General features: G+C 70.3%; 24 protein-coding genes. 9 read left to right on the plus strand and 15 right to left on the minus strand.

What is annotated here, in order from left to right:
* Window positions 1-15: 15 nt before the first annotated feature.
* From AB0C62_RS06345 to AB0C62_RS06380, 8 genes are all read right to left on the minus strand, one after another.
* Window positions 16-813, minus strand: coding sequence for an ABC transporter permease subunit (locus AB0C62_RS06345; protein WP_362970081.1), 798 nt, complete (start codon window positions 811-813; stop codon window positions 16-18).
* Entirely contained in the window at window positions 800-1,672 is an 873-nt protein-coding gene (locus tag AB0C62_RS06350) for a 2-aminoethylphosphonate ABC transporter permease subunit (protein WP_362970083.1), read from the minus strand. The genes AB0C62_RS06345 and AB0C62_RS06350 overlap by 14 nt, the downstream gene beginning before the upstream one ends.
* Window positions 1,665-2,756, minus strand: coding sequence for an ABC transporter ATP-binding protein (locus tag AB0C62_RS06355; protein WP_362970084.1), 1,092 nt, complete (start codon window positions 2,754-2,756; stop codon window positions 1,665-1,667). Before AB0C62_RS06355 ends, AB0C62_RS06350 begins: the two co-directional genes overlap by 8 nt.
* A complete protein-coding gene (locus tag AB0C62_RS06360) occupies window positions 2,753-3,487 on the minus strand; it encodes an HAD family hydrolase (RefSeq protein WP_362970086.1) in 735 nt (244 codons plus the stop codon). The genes AB0C62_RS06355 and AB0C62_RS06360 overlap by 4 nt, the downstream gene beginning before the upstream one ends.
* A 5-nt stretch (window positions 3,488-3,492) precedes the next feature.
* Window positions 3,493-4,617, minus strand: a complete 1,125-nt coding sequence (locus AB0C62_RS06365; protein ID WP_362970088.1) for a TIGR03364 family FAD-dependent oxidoreductase — start codon at window positions 4,615-4,617, stop codon at window positions 3,493-3,495.
* 143 nt (window positions 4,618-4,760) lie between these two features.
* Window positions 4,761-5,519, minus strand: coding sequence for a GntR family transcriptional regulator (locus AB0C62_RS06370; protein WP_362970090.1), 759 nt, complete (start codon window positions 5,517-5,519; stop codon window positions 4,761-4,763).
* A 45-nt stretch (window positions 5,520-5,564) separates the two neighbouring features.
* The gene (locus tag AB0C62_RS06375; RefSeq protein WP_362970092.1) at window positions 5,565-6,467 is read right to left on the minus strand and encodes a hypothetical protein; all 903 of its coding nucleotides are present in this window, start codon (window positions 6,465-6,467) and stop codon (window positions 5,565-5,567) included.
* Between the two features lie 404 nt (window positions 6,468-6,871).
* Entirely contained in the window at window positions 6,872-8,005 is a 1,134-nt protein-coding gene (locus AB0C62_RS06380; RefSeq protein WP_362970094.1) for an ROK family transcriptional regulator, read from the minus strand.
* 146 nt (window positions 8,006-8,151) lie between these two features.
* Between AB0C62_RS06380 and AB0C62_RS06385 the strand changes: the two genes are divergently transcribed.
* Together AB0C62_RS06385 and AB0C62_RS06390 are read left to right on the plus strand one after the other, a co-directional pair.
* The gene (locus AB0C62_RS06385; protein ID WP_362970096.1) at window positions 8,152-9,237 is read left to right on the plus strand and encodes a Gfo/Idh/MocA family oxidoreductase; all 1,086 of its coding nucleotides are present in this window, start codon (window positions 8,152-8,154) and stop codon (window positions 9,235-9,237) included.
* On the plus strand, window positions 9,234-9,707 hold the full coding sequence (locus AB0C62_RS06390) for a heme-degrading domain-containing protein (protein WP_362970098.1): 474 nt from the start codon (window positions 9,234-9,236) through the stop codon (window positions 9,705-9,707). Before AB0C62_RS06385 ends, AB0C62_RS06390 begins: the two co-directional genes overlap by 4 nt.
* 255 nt (window positions 9,708-9,962) lie before the next feature.
* Here AB0C62_RS06390 and AB0C62_RS06395 read toward each other — a convergent pair whose 3' ends face one another.
* The 4 genes from AB0C62_RS06395 to AB0C62_RS06410 form a co-directional block, all read right to left on the minus strand.
* Complete coding sequence (locus tag AB0C62_RS06395) at window positions 9,963-10,820, minus strand: fumarylacetoacetate hydrolase family protein (RefSeq protein WP_362970100.1); 858 nt, start codon at window positions 10,818-10,820, stop codon at window positions 9,963-9,965.
* Between the two features lie 137 nt (window positions 10,821-10,957).
* Window positions 10,958-11,725, minus strand: a complete 768-nt coding sequence (locus tag AB0C62_RS06400; protein ID WP_362970102.1) for a YidC/Oxa1 family membrane protein insertase — start codon at window positions 11,723-11,725, stop codon at window positions 10,958-10,960.
* A gap of 99 nt (window positions 11,726-11,824) precedes the next feature.
* Window positions 11,825-12,133: a DUF6412 domain-containing protein gene (locus tag AB0C62_RS06405; RefSeq protein ID WP_358814974.1), complete on the minus strand. Its 309-nt coding sequence runs from the start codon at window positions 12,131-12,133 to the stop codon at window positions 11,825-11,827.
* Between the two features lie 271 nt (window positions 12,134-12,404).
* Window positions 12,405-13,244 (minus strand): class E sortase, encoded by an 840-nt coding sequence (locus tag AB0C62_RS06410; protein ID WP_362970104.1) that lies wholly within the window; start codon window positions 13,242-13,244, stop codon window positions 12,405-12,407.
* Between the two features lie 251 nt (window positions 13,245-13,495).
* On the opposite strand from AB0C62_RS06410, the gene AB0C62_RS06415 reads away from it, so the two are divergent.
* Together AB0C62_RS06415 and AB0C62_RS06420 are read left to right on the plus strand one after the other, a co-directional pair.
* A complete protein-coding gene (locus AB0C62_RS06415; RefSeq protein WP_362970106.1) occupies window positions 13,496-14,512 on the plus strand; it encodes an SEC-C domain-containing protein in 1,017 nt (338 codons plus the stop codon).
* Between the two features lie 447 nt (window positions 14,513-14,959).
* A complete protein-coding gene (locus tag AB0C62_RS06420) occupies window positions 14,960-16,645 on the plus strand; it encodes a DUF262 domain-containing protein (protein WP_362970108.1) in 1,686 nt (561 codons plus the stop codon).
* A 193-nt stretch (window positions 16,646-16,838) separates the two neighbouring features.
* On the opposite strand, the gene AB0C62_RS06425 is transcribed toward AB0C62_RS06420, so the two are convergent.
* Window positions 16,839-17,495, minus strand: coding sequence for an ATP-binding protein (locus AB0C62_RS06425; RefSeq protein ID WP_362970198.1), 657 nt, complete (start codon window positions 17,493-17,495; stop codon window positions 16,839-16,841).
* Window positions 17,496-17,708: 213 nt separating this feature from the next.
* On the opposite strand from AB0C62_RS06425, the gene AB0C62_RS06430 reads away from it, so the two are divergent.
* Entirely contained in the window at window positions 17,709-18,554 is an 846-nt protein-coding gene (locus tag AB0C62_RS06430) for a helix-turn-helix transcriptional regulator (protein WP_362970200.1), read from the plus strand.
* Window positions 18,554-18,781, plus strand: coding sequence for a DUF397 domain-containing protein (locus AB0C62_RS06435; protein ID WP_362970110.1), 228 nt, complete (start codon window positions 18,554-18,556; stop codon window positions 18,779-18,781). The genes AB0C62_RS06430 and AB0C62_RS06435 overlap by 1 nt, the downstream gene beginning before the upstream one ends.
* A 5-nt stretch (window positions 18,782-18,786) precedes the next feature.
* Here AB0C62_RS06435 and AB0C62_RS06440 read toward each other — a convergent pair whose 3' ends face one another.
* On the minus strand, window positions 18,787-19,461 hold the full coding sequence (locus AB0C62_RS06440) for a hypothetical protein (protein WP_362970112.1): 675 nt from the start codon (window positions 19,459-19,461) through the stop codon (window positions 18,787-18,789).
* A 142-nt stretch (window positions 19,462-19,603) separates the two neighbouring features.
* Here AB0C62_RS06440 and AB0C62_RS06445 point away from each other — a divergent pair, with 142 nt between their 5' ends.
* The gene (locus tag AB0C62_RS06445; RefSeq protein ID WP_362970114.1) at window positions 19,604-19,906 is read left to right on the plus strand and encodes a hypothetical protein; all 303 of its coding nucleotides are present in this window, start codon (window positions 19,604-19,606) and stop codon (window positions 19,904-19,906) included.
* Between the two features lie 88 nt (window positions 19,907-19,994).
* Here the strand turns inward: AB0C62_RS06445 and AB0C62_RS06450 are convergent, their stop codons facing one another.
* Window positions 19,995-20,954, minus strand: coding sequence for a helix-turn-helix domain-containing protein (locus AB0C62_RS06450; protein WP_362970116.1), 960 nt, complete (start codon window positions 20,952-20,954; stop codon window positions 19,995-19,997).
* Window positions 20,955-21,216: 262 nt separating this feature from the next.
* Here AB0C62_RS06450 and AB0C62_RS06455 point away from each other — a divergent pair, with 262 nt between their 5' ends.
* Together AB0C62_RS06455 and AB0C62_RS06460 are read left to right on the plus strand one after the other, a co-directional pair.
* Window positions 21,217-21,717, plus strand: coding sequence for a DUF2269 family protein (locus AB0C62_RS06455; protein WP_362970118.1), 501 nt, complete (start codon window positions 21,217-21,219; stop codon window positions 21,715-21,717).
* A 34-nt stretch (window positions 21,718-21,751) separates the two neighbouring features.
* A complete protein-coding gene (locus tag AB0C62_RS06460; protein ID WP_362970120.1) occupies window positions 21,752-22,264 on the plus strand; it encodes a levansucrase in 513 nt (170 codons plus the stop codon).
* Window positions 22,265-22,271 lie beyond the last annotated feature (7 nt).

A 22,271-nucleotide genomic window follows, 5' to 3' on the forward strand; every position in this document is an offset into this window, starting at 1 on the left:
AGCTGGATCAGCGCGTCAGCGGTAGGAGGCCTTGGTGCGGATCCGGGAGACGGCGAACAGCACGAGCACGGTCGCCGTCATGAGGACCACGGCGAGTGCGGAACCGGTGAACAGGGCGCCGCGGTCGGTGGCCGCGTAGATCTGGACGGGAAGCGGGGTCCAGTCCGGCGGGTAGAGCATCATCGTGGCGCTCAACTCGCCCATGGACAGGGCGAAGCAGAGGCCGGCGGCGGCGGTGAGCGAGGGCAGCAGCAGCGGCAGCCGCACCCGCCACAGGACGTAGGAGGGCCGGGCGCCGAGGGAGGCGGCGGCCTGTTCGTACGCCGGGTCGAGACGCACGATGGCGGCCGACACCGACTGGTGGGCGAACGCCGTGACAAGGACGGCGTGCGCGAGGATGACGATCCACCGGGTGCCGTTGAGCAGCACCGGCGGCTTGGAGAAGGCGACCAGGACCGCGAGCCCGACGACGACGGAGGGCACCGCGACCGGCAGCATGAACAGCGTGTCCAGCAGCCGCTTGCCGCGCCTCTTCAGGGCGTGCCCGGCGAGCGCCGCCCAGGTGCCCACGACGAGCGCGAGCACGCTCGCCGTGAGGGCGGTGACCAGGCTGGTGGTGAGGGCCTGGAGGGATGCGCCGCGGGTGGCGGCGGTGTAGTGCCCGGTGGTGAATCCGGACGGGAGCGCGCTCGACCAGTTCGTGGCGAACGACGCGGCGAGGACGACGAGCAGGGGCAGGGCGAACAGGGGCAGGAAGAGGACGAAGAAGACGGTCCAGGTGGCCCACTTCCCCGTGCGGCTATGCACCAACACGGCGGCTCACCACCCGGTAGAGGCCGTAGAGACCCACGGAGATCGCGACGTTGACGACGGCGACGACGCACGCTCCCGGATAGTCGGACTCCAGGATCGCCTTGCTGTAGACGAGCATCGGCAGGGTGGTGACCCCCTTGGCCCCGGTGAACAGGACGATGCCGAACTCGTTCAGGCACAGGACCAGGACCAGGCTGCCGCCGGCGGCGAGCGCGGGCAGTGCCTCGGGGAGGATGACCTGCCGCACGATCCGCGCGGGCCGCGCGCCGAGCGAGGACGCCACCTCCAGCTGCCCGGTGTCGATGCCGGAGAAGGCGGCGAGCAGCGGCCGCATCACGAACGGGGTGAAGTACGTGACCTCCGCGAGGAGCACTCCCCAGGGCGTGGTGAGGAACTGGAAGGGCCCCTCGGCCGCGCCGGTGGCGCCCGTCCAGAGCCCGTTGGCCATGCCGACCGTGCCGTAGACGAACAGCAGCGCGAGCGTGATCAGGAAGGACGGGAAGGACAGGAAGACGTCGATGAACCTGGCGACCGCCTTGCCGCCGGGGAACGGCACGAAGGCGATGACCAGGGCGAGGACGAACCCGAGGACCAGGCAGCCGACCGTGGATCCGAGCGCCAGCCACACCGTGGTGCCGAGCGCCTCCCGGAACGCGGTCGAGGCGAACACGTCCCCGTAGGCCCGCGCCGAGGTCCCTCCGGTGTCGGGCCGGAACGACTGCTGGACGACCAGCCCGAGCGGGTAGAGAAACACCAGCCCGAGCACGGCCACGGGGGGCAGGGCCCAGACCCAGGAGGGGATCGCCTTCCTGGTCCGGGGCACGGCCTTCGCCGGGGCGGCGACCGTTGCGCTAGCCATCCCGGCTCACCCCTCCCACCGCTCCCACGGCCTCCTCGCCGGAGACGGCCGCGGAGAGCAGTACGGCGTCCTCCGATGCGAAGTGCAGGTCCACCGATTCCCCCGGAGCAGGCGGGTTCCGCAGCTCGCGAAGGTCGGCCATCATCCGGTGGCCCGCCACGTCGACGTACAGCCGGTGGGTGGACCCCCGCCACTGCACCTCGGCGACGGTCCCGCTGACCTGGTTGGGCCCGGAGCCGAGGCCGACGAGGTGGGGCCGCACGCACAGCGTGGCCGAGGCACCGGGAGCGACGTCCCCCGTCGGAACCTTGAGCTCGGCCCCGGCGAGGGACACCGTGCCGGAACCCACCGTCACCGGCAGCAGATTCGCGTTGCCGACGAACGACGCGGTGAACTCGGTGCGCGGTGCCCGGTACAGCTCCTGGGGTGTCCCGACGTCCCGCAGCCGGGCCTTGTCCATGACGGCGATCCGGTCGGCCAGGGTCAGTGCCTCGACCTGGTCGTGGGTGACGTAGAGGATCGACACGTCCGGCAACTCGCGGTGCAGCCGGGCGAGTTCGGTGAGCATCCCGGAGCGCAGCTGTGCGTCGAGGGCGGACAGCGGCTCGTCGAGCAGGAGGACGCCGGGCCGGATGGCGAGGGCCCGCGCGATGGCGACGCGCTGCTGCTGTCCGCCGGAGAGTTCGCGCGGGTGACGTCGTGCGTACGCCGCCATCCCGGTCATCTCCAGCGCCTCGGCCACCCGCCCGCGGATCTCGCCCTTGGGGGCTTTCTGCGCCTTGAGCCCGAACGCGACGTTGTCCTCGACCCGCATGTGCGGGAAGAGGGCGTACTGCTGGACGACCATGCCGATCCCGCGCCGGTGCGGCGGCAGGTCGGTGACGTCGCGGTCGCCGATGAACACCCGCCCGGCGGCCGGCCGGACGAATCCGGCGACGGCCCGCAGCGCGGTGGTCTTGCCCGAGCCGGACGGCCCGAGCAGGGCCATCACCTCGCCGGGCTCGACGGTCAGGTCGAGGGAGTCGAGGACCGTGGTGCCGCCGTAGGCGACGGACACCCGGTCGAAGCGGATCCCGCTGCTCATCGCCCGGCTCCACCTGCGCCGGTGAACTCGCCCAACAGGGAGGGCAGTTCGGCCACCGAGGCGAGGACGTGACCGGCCCCGGCGGCGCGCAGCGCGTCCTCGTCGTGGGCGCCGGTGAGGACGCCGGCGACGAGTCCGGCACCGGCGCGTACGCCGCTGAGCATGTCGTACGAGGTGTCGCCCAGGACGGCGGTCTGCTGGACCCCGTCGGCGGCCTTGGTGCGCAGGAACGCCTCCAGGACCATGTCGGGGTAGGGGCGGCCGCGGCCGCCGGCGTCCGCCGGGCACAGCGTGAGCGGCACCAGGTCCTGCCAGCCGAGGGCGGCGAGGATGGCGTCCTGGGTGACGCGGGCGAACCCGGTGCTCAGGACGACGGTCCGGCCGCCGGCCTGGAGTTCCTCGATCGTCTCGCGGGCCCCGGCGATCGGCGCGATGGCGCCGCCGTCGACGCGTTCCCCGTACGCCTTCTCGAAGGCGGCGTTGGCGCGCTGGGCGAGGGACTCCTCGCCGAACAGGTGCCGGAAGACGGAGATCTTGGACTCGCCCATCGTGGCGCGGACGTAGTCGAGCTTCTCCGTGTGGTCCGCGGAACCTGGCTCCACGCCCAGTTCACCGGCGGCCGCGGCGAAGGCCTGTTCCACGAGGCCGCCGTCGGCCACGGTGGTCCCGGCCATGTCGAGCACCACAAGGCGTATGTCGTTCAGTTCGTTCGGCTCGTTCGGCTCGGTCATCTCGTTCACCATCCCAGCTCGTCGGCGGTGGTCTCTGCGATCGCGGGTGAGCAGGTCATGCCGCGCCCGCCGGGCCCGGTGACCAGCCACACCCCGTCCCGGACGCGCTGGCGGTGCACGACCTGGCTGGTGTCGGTGCACTGCGCGTACACCCCGGCCCAGCGGCGCCGGATCTTCGGCAGCGGGCGGCCGAGGAAGGACTCGACGACCTCGGTGAGGTGGTCGTAGGGGTCTTCGAGGGTGTCGAAGGCGAAGGGGTGCTCGTACTCGTGGGTGTCGCCGATGGTCAGCCCGCCGTCCGCGCGCTGCACCATGAGCAGTTGCATCCGGTGCTCGGCCGCGGTCGGCGTCTGCGGCTGCCCGGCGTTGAGGGCGTCGAGCGCCTCACTGCCGTAGGCCGGGTAGTAGCGGAAGCTGTCCGCGTCGGCGACGGAGGTGGTGAGCGGCTCGCCCAGCGGGTCGGTCTGCATCATCTGGAGGCGCACGCGCCGTACGGGCAGCTCGGGGCCGGCCAGTTCGCGGACGAGGCCGCCGAGCCAGGCGCCGGTGCACAGCACCACGACGTCACCGGTGTGGACGTCGCCGTGGTCGTCGCGGACGGCGTTCTCGCCGATCACCTCGCGGACCTCGCGGCCCGGCAGGAACGTGTAGTCCGGTGACTTCAGCAGCTCGGCGCGCAGGGCGACCTGGGCGGTACGCGGCTCGACGGCCGCGTCGCGCTCGCAGAACAGGGCGGCCTCGAAGGTCCCGCGCAGGGCGGGGTTCACGGCGCGCGCCTCACCGGCCGTGAGCAGCTTGTAGCCGCGGGCCGCCGCGTCGTCGCGGGCCAGGGCGGCCTCGGCGACGGCGATCTCGCGCGGGTTGCGCAGCGGGGTCAGCGATCCGCAGCCCCGGAAACCGAGACCCGGGACCCGGGCGCCGATCTCCTCCCACAGCTCCCGCGCCCGCAGGGCGGTGTCGAGCTCCTCTCCTCCGGCTCGGCCACTGACCCATATCTGGCCGAAGTTGCGCAGCGAGGCCCCGCGGGCCTCCGCCTCACGCTCGATCTGTACGACCTGGTGGCCGCGCTCCAGTGCATGCCAGGCGTGCAGGGTGCCCACCACGCCGGCTCCGACGACTATCACTCTCACAACGGCCACGCTCCTCGGTACGGGGGAATCGGAAGGGTCCGGACAGCAACCAGATGGTGAACTGCCCATCACGTTTGGGCTAGACCCGTTATCTTGTCGTTATAAAAAGAGGCGAGCGTCAGCTCGCCTCGGTCCGGCCGGAATCAGTCTCCCAGGTGCGCGGTGAACGAGAACCGGTCACCCCGGTACAGCGTCCGCACCCGCTCCAGCGGCCGCCCGTCGGTGTCCCGGGAGATCCGGTGGATCAGCAGCATCGGCAGGGCGGGCGGCGTGCCGATCAGCAGCGCCTCGCGCGGGGTGGCCAGCACCGTCTCGATCCGCTCGTCGGCGGCGCCGAACACGATGCCCAGCCGGTCGTGGAGGTAGGCGTAGAAGGAGGAGTCGGGATCGAAGTCGCTGTCGAGTCCGGGGACCCGGCCGACCGCCACGTACGTGCTCTCCAGGCCGACCCGCTCGTCGTCCGCGAGCAGCACCCGCTCCATGTGCCACACCGGTTCACCGCGCTCCAGACCCGCCTCGGCGGCGAGTGTTTCCGGACACGGGAACCGGTCGAGGGAGATCAGCGAACGGCCGGGGACGCGCCCCTGTCTGCGGACGCCCTCGGTGTAGCTCGCCAGCGACAGCGGCTGCTCCAGTTTGGGACCGGCGACGACCGTGCCGCGTCCCTGCCGCCGCAGCTTCCCTTCGAGCAGCAGCTCGCGCAACGCCTGCCGCACCGTCTCCCGCGCCACCTCGTACTTCTCCGCGAGGTCCCGCTCGGTGGGCAACAGCCCCCCTTCGCCCAACTCGTCGACGAGCCGGGCGATGTGCGCCTTCACCGCGTAGTACTTGGGAATGCGGCCGTGCTCCGGGATGCCGGAGCGGACGGGGGCGCCGGGAGCCTGGTCGTTCGGGTAGTCCACGGACACGATCGTCGCAGACGGCGCGGGCCGCGCGGCTGTCAGGTCTCAGCGGCGGCGGGTGCGCAACCGCCGTGCCACGAGGAGCAGTCCGGCTCCGAGAGCCGTCAGGGCGACCGCGAGCGCGGCCAGTACCGGACGGTTCGGGGCGCCGCCGGGTCCGGTCCTGGCCAGCTCGTCCAGGTCCGGCGCCGCCAGGCCCGTACCGGCGGAGGCGGACGGGCCGGCGCTCGCACCCGGGCTCGCGGTGCCGGTTCCAGGGCTCCGGGTGTCCCCGGTCGCGGTCCCCGTGCCGGGGCTCGGGCTGCCGGTGCCCGTGCCGGCCGTGGCGGTGCCGGGGTCCGTCGTGCCGCCCTCGTCCGTGTCCTGTTCCCGGCCGGTGTCCCCGGCGTCGTCGCCGACGTGGAACCGGTAGTCGTTGGACTCCCCCACCCAGTCACCGTCGCCGCCGTGCCGCTGCACGACCGACGCGCTCGCGACGACGTCGTTCGGGGCGGTCGCGGCGGAGGTGAAGGAGAGCCGCACCTTCACGGTCAGGGTGCGGCCGGGCGCCACGGTGAACCCGGGGAATCCGTCGTCGAACGGCGCCACGTTCTCGGCCTCGTCGCTCCGCTCGAACGTCACCGGGTGCGCCCGCTCGCCCTCGTAGAACTCCATCCGCAGCTGCTCGGGCCGCAGCGTCCGGCCGGTGTCCACGAGGACGACCACCGGGTGGATCGCGCCGCAGGTGTGCGACGTGGTGTTGGTGAGGTCCAGGTACCAGGTCCCGGAGTCGCCGCCCGGCCGGTAGTCGTCCGGACCGCCGTGGATCCTGCTCGTGACGGGGAAGTCATGGGTGTCGGACGCCACACACGCGGGACGCGGTTCGAGTGCGTGGGCGGGCACCGGTGCGAGCGCCGCGCACAGGGCGAGGGCGGCCGGGACGAGCGGGTGGGACGTACGCAGTCGCATGGGGAGCCTCTGGCCGATCGGTGGGGGACGGGGATCGGGAGCTTCGAAAGCGTCAGGCGGTACGGGGCAATGGCGCCGTGACCTTGACACGTCTCCTCGCAGGTCCCCGGCGCGCCACGCACACCGACCCCCCGTCCGGCGGCAGAAATCCCCCGCCCGGCCCGGGCCACCCGCCCGAACGGGCCCCGTACGCGGCTCCCGCGCACCCGTCGCACGCGGCTCCGGCGCACCCGGGGATCGGAACCGGACCCCGGGGCAGGCACAGCCCCCGAGGAAGGCAGCCCCGGACGCCGAGTGGGCGCCAGAGGGGCGCCGAGGCGGCACAAGCCGGAAGCGGCCGATTCCGGGCTGCCGATTCCGGGCCACGGAAACCCGCCTCCTGCGCGACGAGACCACCTACCCGCTCAGCCGTCCCCCCGTCCGAACAGCGGGGCCAGCAGGAGTTGGGCCGCGCCCTCGGCCACACCGCGCGCACCGCCGGGAGCGACGCCGACCGGAATCGCCGTGCCGCCGCCTTCGCGCCGGGCCCGTTCCCCGAGGACGGCGCCGACTCCCCGTACGAAGACCTCCTCGTGGGCGGCGACCGTGCGGCCGCCGAGCAGCACGAGGTCGATGTCGAGCAGACCCACCAGGTTCGCGGCCCCGGCGCCGAGCACCCGGGCCGCCTCGTCGAGGGTGCCGCGTCCGACCGCGTCCAGACAGAGCACCTCGATGCAGCCCCGGTTCCCGCACTCGCACAGCGGCCCGTCCAGCTGGATGACCTGGTGTCCGAACTCCCCGGCCCCGGTGCGGGCCCCGCGGTGCACGGTCCCGCCGATCACGAGGCCGGCGCCCAGCCCCGTACCGAGATGCAGGTAGGCGAAGGACCCGCCGCCCACCGGGCCGGAACCGGAGCCGGCCCCCACCGCCACCCCGAGGGCCGCCGCGTTGGTGTCCTTGTCGACGACCACCGGGAGCCCCAGCCGCCCGGCCAGCGCGTCGCGCAGCGCGAATCCGTCCCACTCGGGGAAGCCCGTGACCCGGTGCAGGACGCCGAGGGTGTGGTCGAGCGGGCCGGGCAGCGCGACCCCCACGCCCAGCGGGGACACCCCGCCGAGCAGGGCCTCCACCTCACCGGCGGCGCCCTCGACCACCGCGTCCGCCCCGGCGCCGAGATCCAGCGGGGCGCGCCGCTCGGCCACCACGGCACCGGTGAGATCGCAGAGCACCGCGGTCAGTTCGTCCCGGTCGAGGTGCAGACCGACGGCGTGACCGGCCTCGGGCACGAGTCGCAGCACCGTACGGGGCTTGCCGCCGGTGGACGCGCGGCGCCCCGCCTCCGCGGCGAGACCGTCGGCGCGCAGCCGCGCGGTGATCTTGCTGACGGCCTGCGGGGTCAGTCCCGTGCGCTCGGCGAGTTCGAGCCGGCTGATCCCGGCGGCCCCGGCCGTGCGCAGCAGGTCGAGCACCAGCGCGGCGTTGTGGCTGCGCAGGGCCGGCAGGTTCACGCCTGACGCCCCTGCCTGCCCGGCGCTTCCGGCCGACCGCGCACCCGTCACGGTTCCGGAAGCCGCCAGAGGTCCGGGACTCCCAGGCACCCCGGTCACGCCGCTCCCACCCACGTCGGTCCTGCATCGGTCCTGTTCACGCGACCCATTGTCCCCCGCGCTTGCACTTTGGCAACAGCGTTGCGAAAGTGGGAGCCATGACAGGCATGACTGGTACGCCCCTCCGTGTGGGTCTCGTCGGCTACGGCCTCGCGGGCTCCGTCTTCCACGCCCCGCTGATCGCCTCGACCGAGGGCCTGACCCTCGACACGGTCGTCACCTCCAACCCGGAGCGGCAGGAACAGGCCCGCGCCGAGTTCGGCGACGGACTCCGCTTCGCCGCCACGCCCGACGACCTGTGGGCCCGCGCCGACGAACTCGACCTGATCGTCATCGCGTCCCCCAACAAGACGCACGTCCCGATCGCGACCGCCGCGCTCAAGGCGGGCCTGCCCGTCGTCGTGGACAAGCCCATCGCCGGTACGGCGGCCGAGGCCCGTGAGCTGGCCGCCCTGGCCGACGAGCGCGGTCTGCTGCTCTCCGTCTTCCAGAACCGCCGCTGGGACAACGACTTCCTGACCCTGCGCGGGCTCATCGCCGACGGCGAACTGGGTGACGTCTGGCGCTTCGAGTCCCGTTTCGAGCGCTGGCGTCCGCAGCCCAAGGGCGGCTGGCGCGAGTCCGGCGACCCGGCAGAGATCGGAGGTCTCCTCTACGACCTCGGCAGCCACGTCGTCGACCAGGCGCTCGTCCTCTTCGGCCCCGCCGCCTCGGTGTACGCCGAGTCGGACATCCGCCGGCCGGGTGCGGCGACCGACGACGACACGTTCATCGCGATCACGCACACGAGCGGGGTCCGCTCCCACCTCTACGTCTCCGCGACGACCGCGCAGCTCGGCCCGCGCTTCCGCGTCCTCGGTTCGCAGGCGGGCTACGTCAAGTACGGGCTCGACCCGCAGGAGGCCGACCTGCGCGAGGGCAAGCGTCCCGGCGGCACGTCCGAGTGGGGTGTGGAGCCGCAGTCGCTGTGGGGCCACGTCGGCTCCGGCGAGTCCCCGCTGACCGGCGGCGGCCGACCGCAGCCCACCGTCCCGGGCGCGTATCCCGCGTACTACGCGGCCGTCGCCGCCGCCCTGCGCGACGGCGCGCCGAACCCGGTGACCGCGCACGAGGCGGCCGCCGCCCTCGACGTCCTGGAGGCGGCCCGCCGCTCCGCGCACGAGGGAGTGGTGGTGTCCCTGTGAACGCGCCCGTCGCACCCGAGATCGCCGAGCTGGAGGAGCAGGAGCGCCGGCTGACGCTCCCCCGTTTCACCCACGACGACGCCTGGACTCTCGGCACGCTCCTCGTCGAGCTGGCCCGTGAACGCAACGCTCCCGTCGCCGTCGACATCCGGCGCGGGGGTCAGCAGCTGTTCCACGCGGCGCTGCCCGGCTCGACGCCGGACAACGACGCCTGGATCGACCGCAAGCGCCGCGTGGTCGAGCGCTACGGCTGCTCCTCGCTCCTGGTCGGCTCCCGCTTTCGCGCGAAGGGCACGACGTTCGAGGACTCCTCCCGCCTGGACCTCGACACGTACGCGGCCCACGGCGGGGCGTTCCCGCTCACCGTGAAGGACACGGGAGTCATCGGCACCGTGGTGGTCTCCGGCCTCCCCCAGATCGAGGACCACCGCATGGTGGTCGAGGCCCTGGACAAGTTCCTCAAGGCGTAACGACCCGTGTCCCCGCGCCCCGAAAGAGGCGCGGGGAACGGCACGAACAACCACGGCGCACCCGCAGACGAGGGGCGCGAACGACCCCGCCAGGGGCGCGGGGAACGGCGCGACACGCCACGGCGCACCCGCAGACGAAGGTCATGGGCTGCCCCGTCCAGGGGCACGGGGAACTGCGCGAACGGCCACAGCGCACCCGCAGCCAAGAAGGCACCCCGGCCCCAGCGGATCCACACGGCAACCCAAGCGGAGCGCTCACGCCCCCTTGAGTTCCTGCCGCTGCCGCCCCAGCCCCGCGATCTCCAGCTCCACGACATCCCCGGCCCGCAGATACGGCTTCGGCTCGGGCTGTCCCATGGCGACCCCCGCCGGCGTACCGGTGTTGATGACGTCGCCCGGGTACAGCGTCATGAAGTGGCTGACGTACCGGACGACCTCGGCGACGGGAAAGATCTGCTCGGCGGTCGTACCGTCCTGCTTCAGCTCGCCGTTCACCCACAGCTTCAGCGACAGCGCCTGCGGGTCCGCCACCTCGTCCGCGGTCACCAGCCACGGCCCCAGCGGGTTGAACGTCTCGCAGTTCTTGCCCTTGTCCCAGGTGCCGCCGCGCTCGATCTGGAACTCGCGCTCGGAGACGTCGTGCGCCACCGCGTACCCGGCGACATGGGCGAGCGCCTCCTCGTGGGACTCCAGGTAACGGGCGGTACGGCCGATGACGACCGCCAGCTCGACCTCCCAGTCGGTCTTCACCGACCCGCGCGGCACGAGCACCGTGTCGTCCGGGCCGACCACGGTGTCCGCGGCCTTGAAGAAGATCACCGGCTCGCCGGGCGCCTCGGCACCGGTCTCGCGGGCGTGGTCGTGGTAGTTCAGCCCGATGCAGACGACCTTGCCGATCCGGGCCAGCGGCGGCCCGACGCGCAGCCCGGTCGCGTCCAGTACGGGCAGCTCACCGGACTCGGCGGCGGAACGGATCCGTCCGAGCGCGGCCTCGTCGGCGAGCAGTCCCCCGTCGATGTCGGGAACGAGACCCGACAGATCCCGCAGAGTCCCCTGGGCGTCGAGCAGCGCGGGTCGCTCCGACCCCGCCGTACCGACTCGCAGCAGCTTCATGATCACCATCTCCCTCGATCGCGGGCGTCGACCGACGGGTGCAGCCATCGGATGACTGGTCGATCCTCCAAGCTCGCGGTCCAGTCCGCAAGACCCCGTTCACGGACTGGACCGCCGGGATGGCCGCTTACCCGGTGTCAGACGAGCGCGGCCGCGACGGGTGCCGCTCCCGGCATGTCCCGGTAGAGCACCGCCCGCTCCACCGCGCTCCACGTCGTACTGGTGACGACGTACAGCGCGGCGGCCAGCGGCACCACGGCCACGGTGAAGAGCGTGAAGAAGGACATGAACGGCATGAGCTTGTTGATCGAGGCGAGGCCGGGCACGGGTTCGCCGTCGGTGCCCACGGCGGCCGGAGCCGCCGCGGCCGTCATCCGCTTGGTCCGCCGGAAGTTGAAGGTGGCCACGGCCGCGACGACGGCGAACAGGGCCAGGTAGACGAGTCCGGCCGCCCCGAAGAGGCCGCCGTCTCCGAGGGCGCCCGCCCAGCGTCCGCCGAGCGGCGCGTCGAAGAGGGTGTGCCCGAGCAGGGAGTTCGCGTCGCCGCCGATCGTCGAGCTGGAGAACAGGTGGTACAGCAGGAAGAACGCCGGCATCTGGAACAGGCTGGGCAGGCAGCCGGAGAGCGGCGACACCTTCTCCTCGGCGTGCAGCTCCATCAGGGCCTTCTGGAACTTCTCGCGGTCCTTGCCGTGCTTCTTCCGCAGCGCCGTGATCTGCGGCTGGAGCGCGGCGCGCGCCCGCTGTCCACGCGCCGAGGCGCGTGAGAGGGGGTGCACGAGGAGTCGTACGAGCGCGGTGAACAGGACGATCGCGACGGCCGCCGCCGAGGCGTGGAACAGAGGCTGGAGCAGGTCGGCGAAGTTCTCGACCAGATGCGCGAAAGCGGACAGGAACGTGGACATGGGTGAGCCCTCCGGGGGTCTCGTCGTGCCGGGGATACGGAATGCGGCATGACGGACCACGCGGGGTCACCAGGAGTGGGGAAGGTGGAGCGGGGTGCCCTACGCGGCCGTCGGGAGGGCGTGTCCGGGCGCCCTGGGCCGCGGGCGCCCCTTGGCGTCCGGGTCGCGTTGCGCGAGGAAGGCCGTACGGCGGGCGCGGTCGCGGATGGCCGTACGGACCCGGGTGCGGGGCACGGCGGGCGCGCAGCGCGACACGATGAGCGAACAGGCCGCGAAGGCGGACCCGGCGGCGGCCGTCGCGGCGAGCGCGACGGTGGCGGAGAGACTGCCCGTGTCGAACAGGGCGACCTGGAGGAGCAGCAGCACCAGTACGGCGGCGGGACGGGCGTTGGCCCAGGTGCGGATCATCGGCTGCCCCTCCTCTCGTACGTCGTGCGGGCGTCGGTCCTTCCGTTCGTTATACAGGATGCTTCTCTCCGGCCCGCCCGGAAGCGGGTCGCCGCGTCGGCCCGGCGGGGCGCTTCGCGGCCGGCTCGACGGGACGCGTGGCGGCCGGCTCGGTGGGACGCGTAACGGTCGGCTCGGTGGGACGCGTAACGGTCGGATCAGCGGGACGCGTGGCGGCCGGCTCGACGGGAGGACGTCCCTGCGCCCCAGAGGGGCCCCATCGGGCTTCGCCTCAGCGGGGGCGCATCGCCGTGAGCTTCCCCCACACCGCCATCCGGTACCGGGAGGTGTAGTCGGGGGTGCACGTGGTGAGCGTGATGTAGTACCCGGGCTCGCTGTACCCGTACGACGGGCGCACGGTGCTGCGGGGCACCGGCCGGATGACCCCGCCGTCGCTCGGTGAGGTCTGCGGCAGGGTCCGGTCGACGACGTACGTGTAGACGGCGCTCTTCGTCTCGACGGTGATCGTGTCGCCTCGTCTGAGCCTCGGCAGGTACCGGAACGGCTCCCCGTGCGTGTTCCGGTGCCCGGCGAGCGCGAAGTTCCCCGCCTGGCCGGGCTGCTGGGTGCCCGTGTAGTGACCGACGTACCCCTTGTTGAGGACGTCCGCCTTGCTGACGCCCTCCGCGACGGGGACCCGGAGCGAGAGCCGGGGAATGCCGAGGACGGCGTACGCCTGGGACCAACGGGGCGTCGTCCGGGCGCTGTCGGCGGCGGTCCCGCCCGAGGACGCCGCCCCCACGGAAGCCTCGCCGCCGGTCTTCCCGCCCTGCCCGCCGTCTCCCGTTCCCGACCCGGAACCGGAGGCGGAAGCGGAACCGGAGTCATCGCCTCCCGGAGTTGTCCCCGCCGCCCCGGGAGTCCCCGCGCTCCCCCACTCCCGTTCCAGCGCCTGCACCTTGTGCTCCGCGTCCTGTCGCGCCTGCCGGTTGGTCCACCACAGCTGGTGCGCGACGAGGAGGAGGAGCACCACCCCGACGGTGACGAGCGCCTCGGCACCGCTCCAGACCGCCCGTCGATACGCCGCCCGCCGTCGCCGCGTCCCGTGGTGCACGACCCCCGGAGCCCCCATCGGACCGCCCCCTTCGCCGGCCCGCACGATAGGCGGCACCTCGCGAAGTCACCAGAGCGACGGAGCAAGCTCCGCGGCGCGCTCACGGGGGAACTCCGGCCGCCACGGCCGGTGCACCGGGCCCCCGCCCTCACCGGTCGTGCGGGGGCAGACACCCCTCCCGCCCCTCCCGCATATGCCCTTGGTGACTCCCGCCGCTGTGGCCAGCACCTCTCTCTTCTTTGTCGGCCAACGGCAGTACGGTGTCACCCATGCGCCCCGACACGCCTGCCGAGAACGTCGACCACACCGCCGAAGCGGCACGCCTGGAGCGGACCGCCGGCCTCTACCCCGAGGACGCCGAACACCTGCTCGTGCAGGCGGCGGCCCACCTCGAACTGGCCGGAGACCGCCCAGCCGCGACCACGCTCTACGACCGCCTGCTGTCCTCGACGGACCCGCTGGAGGACCCCCACCTGGTGCGCGCCCTGAAGGCGTCGAACCTCTGGGAGTACGGCCACGAGGCGGAGGCCCGCGCGATCATCGACGGCGTCCGAGCGGCGGCACCCCGGGACCCGGCACCCTGGGTCATCGTGGCCGAGGCCCTGGAGTCCCACGACGAGCTGGAAGCGGCACAGGACACGTTCACCGAGGGCGCGACCCTGCTGCTGACGGACGTGGCGGAGCCGCCCTACGCCACGCGCTCGCTGCTCTTCGGCCGGCACCGGGTGCGCCGGATGCTGGGCGCGGCGCACGACGAGTGGGACGCGCTGGCGGACACCCAGCACTCGTCCGCGATCTCTCTGGACGAACTCCACGACCCGAAGCGGATCTGGTCGCTCGGCTCGGACAACCCGGCGGAGCTCCAGGCCGAGATCAGCCGCCTCCAGGCGGAACTGGGCGCCTACCGCGAGGCCCTCTCCCGCCCGTTCCCGGTGGCGGTGCTGCACTGGTCGGCCCCCGAACTGGCCGAACTGGTCGCCGCGTACCCGGACCTCGCCGAGGAGTACCCCTCCCACGAGGAGCACCTCGCGACGATAGAGGCCTCCCTGCGCGAACTGGCCTCGTCGGGCACCCCGAACCTGGGCATCGTCACCGCCACGGTCCCCTCCTACGAAGCCTTCGCCGCCTCCGAGGCCTCGTCCCCCTCGGACACGACCCTGCTCCCCCAGTACGCGACGACGCTGGCGGCGCGAGGCCTGGCAGTGGCTTGGCCGCCGTCGCGGGGGGCGGAGTGCTGGTGCGGGTCGGGGCAGGTATACGGGGAGTGCCACGGGAGCACCCGGTGAACTGAAGTTCCCCTGCCCCCTTCCCCTGTTCCGGGTGAGACCTCTGACCGTTCTTCAGGCGGCCAGTGGCCAAGGGTGCGGCGAACCTGCCCGCCGGCCGTTGAACGTTCGAAGGTCACCCTTCCCTACCTGTCACGACATCGACAGCCCCATCAGCCCGGAACCACTAGCGATCCCAGGCATAGGGCACTCTCCCAGGATTCGGTACGCACTCGCCGCCTCGAACGATCCTGCGGCTCTTGGCGTTCGGTTCCTTTGATCAACTGCCACACGACCCACAAAGCAACACCTTCAGCATCAAGTCGACCGTCAGAGTCGATTGACGGTCTGTCAGTATGATGACCCGAAGCACCTAGCTACCCGCCCAGGGGGGATTCCATGGTCTGGCAGGAGCAGCACTCTTCGAAACAAATGTCGACTCCGGATACGCCATCAATCAAAGAATTGATGGACGACATGAAGCGAGGTCGGCTGGCTATACCAGATTTCCAGCGAAGTTTCGTTTGGGATCCTGCCGATACACAAAAACTGCTCGTCTCAATCGTTGCCCGCTACCCAGCCGGAACTCTTCTTTTCTGGGAGCAGAAAACACCACAGATCAGACGGCGGTCCTTCGAAGGGTTCGACAGAATCCAGCTTAAAGAGTCTGCCACCCTGGTCCTAGACGGGCAGCAAAGACTCACTTCAATATTTCAGGCCCTCACCGGCACGGGGCCACAAAGATTCTTCGTCGATCTCAAACTTCTGGGATCGCTCGACTCCGACTCTCCAGGCCTGCTTGACGCAAGCCGCCTGGATGACGTCATCGTTTATCGAGAGATAAACGCAAGATCGCTGCGCCGGCGCCCTCCAGCCGACGCTGTCGAAGAGATCCGGCAGTCACTTTTCCCGTTGTCGCTAATCGCCTCCGACCGCATCGAGGAGTGGCTCGACGTGATGGAGGAGGCTATTGAGAATGAGAACTGGAAAGTAATCCGCAATGGAGTTAGGGAACTTGTTCGAAAGTACTTGCGCCCGATTGGAAACTATCGATTCCCGGTCGTTGAGCTCCCTGAGGCGACACCCCTTGACGCAGTATGTCGAATCTTTGAGACCCTCAACAGAACGGGTGTGAAGCTCAGCGTTTTTGAGCTGCTGGCTGCTCGCTTTTGGCCCGCAGGAGTGGATCTTCGAAGGGATTGGGAAAGGGTGCAGCACAAGCACCCAATCTTGGCTACATTCGAAGTAGACGCTTACTACCTACTCCAGGCCGTTTCACTCCGCGCAACGGTTGAGAAGTTCAAGGGAACACGTGGCACCAAGTCTGCCTCAGCTCAACGTAGCGATGTGTTGGAACTAACGCCCAAGGAATTCGAGAAGCACTGGGACCAAGTCGCCCTGGGGGCTGCGCGAGCCCTAACCTTCCTTCGCGATGAGTGTGGTGTGCTTGCACCTAAGTGGCTTCCGTATTCCATGATGCTCGTTCCTCTGTCAGCAGTGTGGCACGAGGTCGAAACCAAGCGGTCTGTGGAGAGCGGGGCAGCTCTCCAAAAGATTCGCCGCTTCTTCTGGTGCTCCGTTTTTTCCAGAAATTACGACCAAGGCGGCAACAGTCAAGCAGGTAAGGACTTCATGGACCTCACCTCATGGCTTAACGGCGGAGAAAGAATTCCTGAGGCGGTGGAGGGCTTTACATTCACCGGCGAGGTCCTGGATTCGGCCAGAACTAATCTACAAGCCCTATACAAGGGCGTCATGGCGTTGACGTTGAGTAGCGGAGCCCGGGATTTTCACTCGGGATCAACCCTGACGCCAGAGAAAATTCTCGAGGAGAGCATCGACGCCCACCACGTCTTCCCAAAGAAATATCTCGAGGATATTGGCGATCCGGGAAATCCGGAACTTATCCTGAATCGCGCGCTGATCGACAAAAGAACCAACCAGAGCATCGGGAAGCGTGCCCCTTCGGAGTATCTTTCCACTATGGAGGAGGCGCTGGGCGAAGATGAAGTTTCTGGAATTCTGCAGTCGCACTTGTTGCCCGGTGACCAACATTCACAGCTGAGAAACGATAACTACGGCGCCTTCCTGCTTTCCCGCAAGGATCTCGTGGTCAGGGCTATTGAGTCCGTCACAGGTGAATCAGCAACATGATCAACGTCGAGCGTTGAGTCGCACAGCGTGACCAACCTCATCTAGTACCTCATTCGTGGGGCGCACGGCCAGTCGGTCGTGCGCCCCAGGGTGTCACCACTCGTGCCGACAGCCCATGGCACGCGACAACGACAGGTTGTCGGCGCGCGTGAACCCCGAAATCAGCCCCTTGGTCCACATTTTCGGGTGCGCTTCAACCACAACACCCGCCCATCCCAGCGTCAAACTGCCTGTGGGCTCGATCCAACACCTCATCCACATCACGGCCATGGGCTTGGAGCCAGTGGAGGAGGTCGGCGATCACATCGATGGCCGCCTCTTCCCTCATGGCAACGCTCAGCACCGTAGGGGCCATCACCTGGGGTGGCCGCGGAGCACGGTACACATCGAGCATGGCGGCCGCCCTTGCCACGGGCGCGCCTCCGCTGTGGCCGTCGGGCGAGATCAGGTGGGTGGCCAGCTCGCACCAGGTGACCTTGCGGTCCGGATGGAGCAGCACACCCCAGCGATACGCGATGGCATCGACAAGCGCCATGCCCCGCCCTCTCTCGGCATCGGCTTCCGCCTGCACGAGGGTCGGTAACGCGCGAGCGTCTGGATCGTGAACCTCGATGCGCAGATACGTGCCGCTCATCGAGACGGCGAGAGTGGCTGGTGTTCCCCATCCCACGTGGGCGATGACGTTGGAGACCAGCTCGGTCACACAGAGCTGGGCCGCCTCGCTGACCTCGGTCAGGCCCCAAAGCCCCAGCTGACGTCGCATGATGCGGCGAAGGGCCGGTACCTCCTTGGGCTCAGCCACGAAGGGCAGATCCCACGGCTTCCTCGACACACAGCTCGCGCAGTCCATCCACAAGTCCCCTTCCTCACGGGCAGCTTCGCTTTTCGCGATCACCTCATCACAGAGCGTTGCAGTGGAACTCTCAAAATGGAACTCTCACATTGTGAAATGAACGGCGATCAGGAGCGTGGTGAGGTTCGCACGCCCCCGGCGCACGCGACCTTGCCGTCGCGGTCCGGCAGCCACCACGATCTGAGAGATCCAGACGGAAGGGCCGTGCACATGGCAGTTGGACCTACAACGCGCAGACGCCAACTCGGAGCCGACTTACGTCGCCTGCGGGAACGGAAAGGGCTGACGCTAGAGGAGGCGGGTGCACGTGTCGGGATCTCCAAAGCCACACTCAGCCGGTACGAGACCAAGGAGGGGTCGGTCAAATGGCCGACCGTCGATGCCCTGTGCCGTGAGTACGACGTCACCGACGTGGAGCGGCTCGCCCTGGTCGAACTCGCCAAGGGGGCGAAGATTCAGGGCTGGTGGCGATCGCTCGCCGACCCGATCCCCGACTCCATGAACCTGATGCTCACCCTTGAGGACGAGGTCGTCCGCGAGGACCACTACGCCTGCATGTACATCCCTGGACTCCTCCAGACACGCGCCTACGCCGAGGCGGTCCACCGCGCCTCGGAGATGCAGTGCCCGGAGCGGGAGGTGCAGCACATGGTCGACATCCGCATGAAGCGACAGGAACTCCTCCACCGCGATGAGCCACCGCACATCTGGTGCGTGATCGACGAAGCCGCGATCCGACGCAGCGTTGGCGGGCGCGACGTCATGCGGGAGCAGCTCCAGCACCTCCTGACGGTGGCGGAGCTGCCTCACATCACCGTCCAAGTCCTGACGTTCTCAACAGGAGCGCATGCAGCAGCTGTTGGCAGTTTCGCGCTCCTGCGGGGCCCCGCTCCGGACCTGGACGTGGTGTACGTAGACGTTCTGAGCGGTGGCCTGTTCATGGAGAAGCAGCAGGAACTGGAGCGCTATAGGTTGGCGTTCCAGTACCTCAGCGCACAGGCACTCGACCTGGAGTCCTCGGCAACGCTGATCCGCCGCATAAGCAAGGAGCCGTAATGCCCGAACCGCTGACGCCCGTCTGGTTCAAGTCCTCCTACAGCGGCGGCAGCGGCACCGAGTGCGTTGAGTGCGCCCACACGAACGAGGGCACGCTGATCCGCGACTCAAAGACATCTGCAAGCCCGCTCATCTCCGTCCGCCCTCCCGCTTGGCAGGCCTTCATACGCAGCCTCCCCGAGCCGCGCACCGGCGGCGGAGGCCGGGGGCCGAACGCCTCACTCTGACGCGGCTACTGGGCCGCGAGCGGATACCCCATCGCCTTGGCCTCCGCCAGGACCGTCTCCACAGGTGCCGACGGATTGAGGGCCGTGATGTGTGACCGGCCGAGCGGGCGCAGGGCGTAGATGTGGCGGACTGGCCCGATGTCTACCGACGTCTCGTAGTAATCCTCGGCGAACCTCTGGAACGCCTCGGGTGTCGGGTCCATGAGCAGCTCGAAGAGCCAGACCGAGCCGTCCGGGTCAGGGTGTCCGGCGGGGAAGGTGATGGAACCCGCCTCCCAGGACGTGGCGTCCGTGGTGCGCCACAGGCACACGGTCACCACGGGGCATCCGTCCTCGTCCGTGAAGGCAGGCTCGTCGACGTAGCGCCGGAAGACCTCAGGGATCGAGTCCAGCACTCCCGGCCACGGCGCAGGCACGTCCCCGTGGCCGTACGGGCTCAGGGGGGACTCGTGGTCGAAGCCACGGATGTACGCGCCGGTGGGAGCGAAGACGATGTCGAGTTCGTCACCCGAACCGTTGCGCAGCGAGGCGAGCTCCTCGGTTTCCGACCAGGACGGCAAGAAGCAGTACTCCCGTGCCCCGTCTGGGTTCAGAACGGCCTCCGCCATGGCTATCGAGCGGCAGAGGTTTCTCAAGGTCGCGATGTCAGGCAACGCCCGGGCTACGTCGTGAACGGTCATGCCGCACATCCAAACGGATGCCACTGACAAGTCGAAAAGGTTGGCCCCCGTCGGTCCAGTCTTGTGCCCGCGTTAGCCTCGGTTCGTTCGGCAGGCGCGGCGTTCGGCGCAGCGGCGGCCCAGGCAGCAGCAGGAGGCAGCAATGGCGAAGGTACCGGCCGCGGTGGTGGCCGCTGGGGGGCTTGTCGGGGGGTACGGGGTTGCCCGGTGGACCAGGAAGCGGCAACTCGGTGGGGTTGTGCTGGCTGCCGCCGGGGCCGTTGCCGCTCAGCAGTGGAAGCAGCAGGCCGGCGGGAAGGCCGCCGGGGTGCTGACCGCCACGTACGTCGCCGCCTTCGCCGGGTCGCATCCGCTGGCCAAGAAGGTGGGCGCCTGGCCCGCCGTCTTCGGTGTCGCCGGAGCCGTGGCCCTCGCCTCCTGGGCCGTCGCCGACCGCCGGGGCTGACTGCTGATCCGCGGCCTGGCCGCCGGGGCCGACGGCGACCGGCGGGCTGCCGGACAGAGGCCGAGCGAGCCCCGGACCGGCTCGCCCCTCACGCCGCCCCCGCGCCGCGAAACGCCCGTCGGTACGCCAGGGGGCTCGTCCCCACCACCCTCTTGAAGCGTTCCCGGAACGCCGTCGGTGAGCCGAACCCCGCCTGGGCGGCGATGCGTTCGACCGGGTGGGTGGTCGTCTCCAGGAGGTACTGGGCGCGGCGGACCCGGGCCAGGTGCAGCCACTGCGAGGGCGTCGTGCCGGTCTGTTCGCGGAAGCGGCGGTTGAGGGTACGGGTGCTCATGCCGGCCTCGACGGCGATGTCCTCCAGGGTCAGTTCGCGCTCCGCGTTCTCCTCCAGCCAGGCGAGGAGCGGCTCCATCGTCGTGCCCGCCGGTGCCGGTGGCTGCGCGTGGACGATGAACTGGGCCTGCCCGCCCTCCCGTTCGAGGGGCATCACCGACAGCCGGGCCGCGTCCGCGGCGACCGCCGAGCCGTGGTCCCCGCGGATCATGTGCAGGCACATGTCCAGGGCCGCCGCCGCGCCCGCCGACGTGAGGAACTGGCCGTTGTCGACGTAGAGGACGTTCGGGTCGACGGTCACCGCCGGGTGGCGGGCCGCCAGTTCCGCCGCCGCCCGCCAGTGCGTCGTCGCGCGCAGGCCGTCCAGCAGGCCCGTGGCCGCGAAGACGAACGCCCCGACGCAGACCGACGCGATCCGCGTGCCGTTCGCGGCCGCCGCGCGCAGCGCGTCCGCGACGCCCGGCGGGAGGGGCAGAGACAGGTCGGACCGCCCCGGCAGGACGATCGTGTCGGCCTCCGCCAGCGCCTCCAGGCCGTGCGGCGCGCGCAGCGTGAAGGCTCCCGCGCTCACCTCCGCGTCCGGCGTGACCGAGCAGACACGGGTCCGGTACGCGGGCCGGCCGTCCGGCAGTCTGGCCCAGCCGAAGGTGTCGATCGGGGCGGAGAGGTCGAACGGGATGACCTGGTCGAGCGCCAGAACGGCCACGGTGTGCATGGCTGGAGCGTAGACATACGACGAGTTCCCGTCACCCCTGTCATCCATCACCCCGGCCGATTTCCTGAGGTCGACTTCTTCCGGCGCAGTCCTTCCGCCGGGTCCCGCGGCCTCGCGAGCCGTGCCCTCGCCCAGGGCAGGAAGCCAATCCGCCTGCTCAGACGCCCTTCTCTCCTACCTGATAGGAGTGCTGGCCAGAATTCGTTGCCCTCTGGCAAAAGCGCCACTTCTACAAGATCCCTCCCGGCCCTACCGTCGCCCCGTGACCAAGTTCCTCCTCGCCGTCCACGTCATCGCCGCGATCGTCGCCGTCGGGCCCGTGACGGTCGCCGCGAGCATGTTCCCGCCGGCCGCGCGCCGGGCCCTCGGTGCGCCGGACGATGCCGACGCCCTCGCCACCACGCGGCTGCTGCACCGCATCTGCCGGGTGTACGCCGTCGTCGGCGTCGCCGTCCCCGTGTTCGGGTTCGCCACGGCGAGCAACATGGGCGTGCTCGGCGACACCTGGCTGATCGTCTCCATCGTGCTGACCGCGCTCGCGGCCGGCGTGCTCGCCCTGCTCGTACTGCCCCGCCAGAGCGCCGTCCTGGAAACGGCCGAGGGAGTCGGAGCGGTGGAAGGGACGCGGGGAGACGGAGACGGGGCAACGGCCGTCCGCGCGGCCACCGTTCGGCTCGCCATGGTCACCGGGATCTTCAACCTGCTGTGGGCCACCGTCACGGTCCTGATGATCATCCGGCCCGGGTCCACGACTGGGGCCTGAGGGGCCGCGCCGGGCAGCGGCCTAGGATCCGCGCATGGACGCACAGCAGCAACAGCAGTCGGCGCCCGGCGCCTACCTGGCCTTCGTACAGGGCCGGTTGACCGAGGACGGATGCACCACCCGCTGGGAGGACTGGGCCGGGGTGCCCGTGCTCGTCGGACGGCGGGCCGAGTTCCGGATGAGCTGGATGGCGACGAAACTGCATCTGTTCACGGTGGCCGCGGCGGTCCCGGAGATAACCGTGCCCGTCGTGTCCGCCTTCACCGACCAGGTGATGAAGTACGCCAAGGACACCGAGGGCGGTCTGCCCGTCGGCCTGCAGAACGGCGTCGGCGCCTTCCCGCTGCTGGTCAGCGACCGCGTCGACCCGGCGGCCGTGCAGTGGGCGGAGGCGCAGCAGCGGGTCAAGTTCGCCTGCATGACGCGGCCCGTCGTGGTCGACAGTTCACGTCAGTACGTGGGGATGTACCGCGGCAAGCCGGCCCTCGGCCGCGTCTACGCCTCGTACTTCATCGAGAAGGGGACGCGGTACTTCTACGCCCCATGACGCCCGG

The organism is Streptomyces sp. NPDC048643 (assembly GCF_040650615.1).
Classification (GTDB): domain Bacteria; phylum Actinomycetota; class Actinomycetes; order Streptomycetales; family Streptomycetaceae; genus Streptomyces.